This window comes from Streptomyces sp. SID3343 (genome assembly GCF_009865215.1).
Classification (GTDB): domain Bacteria; phylum Actinomycetota; class Actinomycetes; order Streptomycetales; family Streptomycetaceae; genus Embleya.
Genome location: NZ_WWJX01000342.1, coordinates 1 through 4,553 on the forward strand (window position 1 = coordinate 1; position 4,553 = coordinate 4,553).

Here is a 4,553-nt window from a genome sequence, read left to right on the forward strand (position 1 = left end):
GGGGGGGGAGATCCAGCCCGGCCGGCGCTTGAGGCCAAAGCGCCCGCCGGCCCGGAGGCCCCACCCTCAACGCCCGCGGCCACGAAGCGCAGCGCCCAGCAGGTCCCCGTTGAACCGCCCGATGACGCCCAACGGAATGCCCTTCGGGCAGACCGCGGTGCATTCGCCCGTGTTGGTGCAGCCGCCGAAGTCGGCTTCGTCGTGGGCGTGGATCATCGCCTCCACCCGGGTGTCCTGTTCGACCTTGCCCTGCGGCATCAGCCCCAGGTGGGTGGCCTTGGCGGCGGTGAACAGCATCGCCGAACCGTTGGGGCAGGCCGCGACACACGCGCCGCAGCCGATGCAGGCCGCCGACTCGAACGCGACGTCCGCGTCGGCCTTGGGGACCGGGGTCGCGTGCGCCTCGGGGGCCGATCCGGTGGGGACGGTGACGTAGCCGCCGGCCTCGATGATGTGGTCGAGCGAGGACCGGTCCACGACCAGGTCCTTGACCACGGGGAAGGCCGCCGCGCGCCACGGCTCGACGTCGACGGTCTGTCCGTCGTGGAAGTGCCGCAGGTGCAACTGACAGGTCGTGGTGGCCTTTTGCGGCCCGTGCGGCGTGCCGTCGATGACCAGGCTGCACGCGCCGCAGATGCCCTCGCGGCAGTCGTGGTCGAACGCCACCGGCTCTTCGCCGCTCTCGGTGAGCCGCTCGTTGAGCACGTCCAGGAGTTCGAGGAAGGACATGTCGGGGGACGCGTCCGGGACGGTGTACGGGACCATCGCGCCGCGATCCTCGGGACCGTTTTGGCGCCAGACGCGCAGGTGGAGTCTCATGCGTAGTTCCTCGTGGCCAGGGCGACGTTGTCGAAGGTCAGGTGTTCGCGGTGCAGTACGGGCGGGCCGTCCGTGTACTCCCACGCGGCGACGTACGCGAACTCCTCGTCGTTACGCGCCGCCTCCCCGCCCGGGCTCTGGTGCTCGGCCCGGAAGTGGCCGCCGCACGACTCCTCGCGGTGCAGCGCGTCCAGGCACATCAGCTCGGCGAGTTCGAGGAAGTCGGCGACCCGACCGGCCTTTTCGAGCGACTGGTTGAGACCGGCCCCGGTACCGGGGACCCGCAGTCGGGTCCAGAACTGCGCACGCAGCTTCGGGATCTGCTCCAGTGCTTCGAGCAGCCCCGCCGCGTCGCGTTCCATGCCGCACTTCTCCCACATCAGCAGGCCCAGTTCGCGGTGGAAGTGGTCGGCGGACAGGTCGCCGTCGATCGCGAGCAGCCGCTCGACCCGTTCGTGCACGCCCTGTTCGGTCGCCACCACCTCCGCGTGGTCGGCGTCGACCGGAGTGAACGGCCCGGCCGCGAGGTAGTGGGTGAGCGTGGTCGGCAGCACGAAGTAGCCGTCGGCCAGCCCCTGCATCAGCGCCGACGCGCCGAGCCGGTTCGCGCCGTGGTCGGAGAAGTTGGCCTCGCCGATCACGAACAGGCCCGGAATCGTGGACTGGAGGTCGTAGTCGACCCACAGTCCGCCCATCGTGTAGTGCACGGCCGGGAAGATCCGCATCGGCACGGTGTACGGATCCTCGCCGGTGATCCGCTCGTACATCGTGAACAGGTTGCCGTACTTCTCCTCGACGGCGGCGCTGCCCAGTCGCTCGATCGCGTCGGCGAAGTCGAGGTACACCCCCAGCCCGCCCGGCCCCACGCCGCGACCCTCGTCGCACACCCGCTTGGCCGCGCGCGACGCGATGTCGCGCGGGACGAGGTTGCCGAAGGCCGGATACATGCGCTCCAGGAAGTAGTCGCGCTCCGCGACCGGAATGCTGCCCGGGGCCCGCGTGTCGCCGCCCGTCCTGGGCACCCACACCCGGCCGTCGTTGCGCAGCGACTCGCTCATCAGGGTCAGCTTGGACTGGTGCTCGCCGGCGACCGGAATGCACGTGGGGTGGATCTGGGTGAACGCCGGGTTGGCGAACAACGCGCCGCGCCGGTGCGCGCGCCACACCGCGCTCGCGTTGCAGCCCATCGCGTTCGTGGACAGGAAGTACGCGTTGCCGTAACCGCCGGTCGCGAGCACGACCGCCTCGGCCAGGTGGGTGCTCACCTCGCCCGTGGTCAGGTCGCGCACCACGACGCCCCGGGCGCGCCCGTCGACGACCACGAGGTCGAGCATCTCGGTGCGCGCGTGCACCGTCACATTGCCGGCCGCGACCTGGCGCGACATCGCCTGGTAGGCGCCCAGCAGGAGTTGCTGGCCGGTCTGGCCACGCGCGTAGAAAGTGCGGGACACCTGTGCGCCGCCGAAGGAACGGGTGTCGAGCAGGCCGCCGTAGTCTCGGGCGAACGGCACGCCCTGGGCCACGCACTGGTCGATGATCTGGGTGCTGACCTGGGCGAGTCGGTAGACGTTGGACTCGCGGGCGCGGAAGTCACCGCCCTTGATCGTGTCGCGGAACAGCCGGGCCACGCTGTCGCCGTCGCCCCGGTAGTTCTTGGCCGCGTTGATACCGCCCTGCGCGGCGATGCTGTGCGCGCGTCGGGCCGAGTCCTGGTAGCAGAACGCCGTGACGGGATGGCCGAGTTCGGCGAGCGTGGCGGCGGCCGACGCGCCGGCCAGGCCGGTCCCGACCACGATCACCGGGAGCCGGCGGCGGTTGGCGGGGTTGACCAACCCCGCGGTGAGCCGGCGTTGTTCCCACCGCTCGGCGAGGTCGCCGGCGGGGGCCGCGTGATCGGCGATCGAGTCGCCCAGGGTGTACAGGTCGTCGGTGGGGAGACCGCCGACCACCAGACCGTTGAGGCTGCGACCGTGGAGATCCGGACCGCGGGCGAAGCGATCGTCCGCCGCCGCCCCGTCTGTGGTCGCGTTGTCGTCGTCCATCACGTTCACCCCACGATTCCGAAGGAGACGGCCAACGGCACGGACAGGAATCCGGCCGTGACGAGAACTGCGTAGCCGGTGGCGATCGCACCGAACATCCGCTCCGAGCCCGGCCGTTGCCGGCCGAGGGTGCGGGTGGCGCTCCACAGGCCGTGTCGCAGGTGGAACCCGAGCGCGATCACGGCGACGGTGTAGATCGCGGTGATGTACCAGTGGTCGAAGTCGGCGTTGACGTTCGTGTACGGCTTGCCCGAGGCCCCCACGGGGTTCGCCACCCCGACCGTCAGGTCGAGGATGTGGTAGACCACGAACAGCGCGATGATCACGCCACCCCAACGCATCGTGCGCGCCGCGTACGAACCCTGCACCGGCGGCCGGTGCACGTACTTGACCGGACGGGCCCGGCGGGCCCGACGGGTGAGCAGGACCGCCATCACGATGTGCACCACGACGGCCACGCTCAGCCCGGCGCGCACCAGCCACAGGAAGCCCTCGCGCGGTACCAGCGGCATGCCGATCGTGCGCAGCCAGTGCGCGTAGTGGTCGAAGCTCGACTCGCCGAAGAAGATCTTGAGATTGCCCACCATGTGGGCCGTCACGTAGGCAAGGAGCACGGCACCGCTGACGGCCATGGCGATCTTCATCATCACGGTCGAACGATGCGACGCTCCCTGCCGGCCCCGCCGTGAGGCGGGAGCGCGGGTCAGGGTCGCCATGCGTTCGACGGTAGACGGGGCCACGTCATGCGTCCAAGATCGGAAAAGCCTTGTTTCGATAGCCTGTGACTATGCAAGGCTGGGCGCATGCAACTGCAACAACTCGTCTACTTCGTCGCGGTCGCCGAAACCCGGCACTTCACCCGCGCCGCCGCCCGCGCGCACGTCGCGCAGCCGTCGCTGTCCAAGCAGATCCGGGCCCTGGAGCACGAACTGGGCGCCGAACTGTTCACCCGAGTGCGCGGCAACATCGCCCCGACCCCGGCGGGGGAACGGCTGTTGCCGATCGCGCGGCGCATCCTGGCCGACGTGGACGTCGCCCACGTGGAGGTCGCCGAACTGGTCGGGCTGCGCTCCGGGCGGCTACGGATCGGGGCGACCCCCTCGCTGTCGGCCAGTCTGCTCGCCGAGGTGCTGGCTCGCTTCCACACCCGCTACGGCGGGATTCGGCTGCTCGTCGACGAGAACGGCTCACGCGACCTGGTGCGCGCCCTGCTCGCGGGCGACCTCGACCTCGCGCTGATCGTGGTGCCGCCGCAGGGCGTCGGTGCGGCGCTGACCACCGAGCCGCTGTTGCGCGAGGATCTGGTACTCGCCGGAGCGCCGCCGGTCGCCGGCGCGACGGTGGAGATCGCGGCGCTGCGTGGGGTCCGGCTGGTGATGTTCCGAGACGGCTACGACCTGCGCGAGGCCACCCTGCGAGCCTGTCACGAGGCGGGCTTCGAACCGGAATTCGCGATCGAGGGTGGTGAGATGGACGCGGTCCTGCGGTTCGTGGAGGTGGGCCTGGGCCCCGCGATCGTGCCCAGCATGGTGCTCGCCGGCCGCCCCGGCCTGACCGCGACCCCGCTGGCCCCGCCGGGTTTGTCCCGCACGATCGCGCTGGCCCACCGCAGCGACGCCGCCCTCACCCACGCGGCCCGTGCCTTTCGGGACGAGCTGCGCGACTTCCTGACGCCGCGGCGGCTGCCCGCGG

At 70.9% G+C, this 4,553-nt stretch carries 4 protein-coding genes; 1 reads left to right on the forward strand and 3 read right to left on the reverse strand.

From position 1 onward, the window contains the following. Positions 1-66 precede the first annotated feature (66 nt). Genes GT354_RS11720 through GT354_RS11730 form a run of 3 tightly spaced genes read right to left on the reverse strand, consistent with a single transcriptional unit; the run spans position 67 to position 3,577 of the window. A complete protein-coding gene (locus GT354_RS11720; RefSeq protein ID WP_161356231.1) occupies positions 67-819 on the reverse strand; it encodes a succinate dehydrogenase/fumarate reductase iron-sulfur subunit in 753 nt (250 codons plus the stop codon). After that, complete coding sequence (locus GT354_RS11725; protein ID WP_237534632.1) at positions 816-2,861, reverse strand: fumarate reductase/succinate dehydrogenase flavoprotein subunit; 2,046 nt, start codon at positions 2,859-2,861, stop codon at positions 816-818. Before GT354_RS11725 ends, GT354_RS11720 begins: the two co-directional genes overlap by 4 nt. A 5-nt stretch (positions 2,862-2,866) precedes the next feature. Next, the gene (locus tag GT354_RS11730; protein ID WP_161356232.1) at positions 2,867-3,577 is read right to left on the reverse strand and encodes a succinate dehydrogenase cytochrome b subunit; all 711 of its coding nucleotides are present in this window, start codon (positions 3,575-3,577) and stop codon (positions 2,867-2,869) included. 87 nt (positions 3,578-3,664) lie between these two features. Between GT354_RS11730 and GT354_RS11735 the strand changes: the two genes are divergently transcribed. Beyond that, positions 3,665-4,553: LysR substrate-binding domain-containing protein (locus GT354_RS11735; RefSeq protein ID WP_161356233.1), on the forward strand; the 889-nt coding region annotated here is incomplete at its 3' end.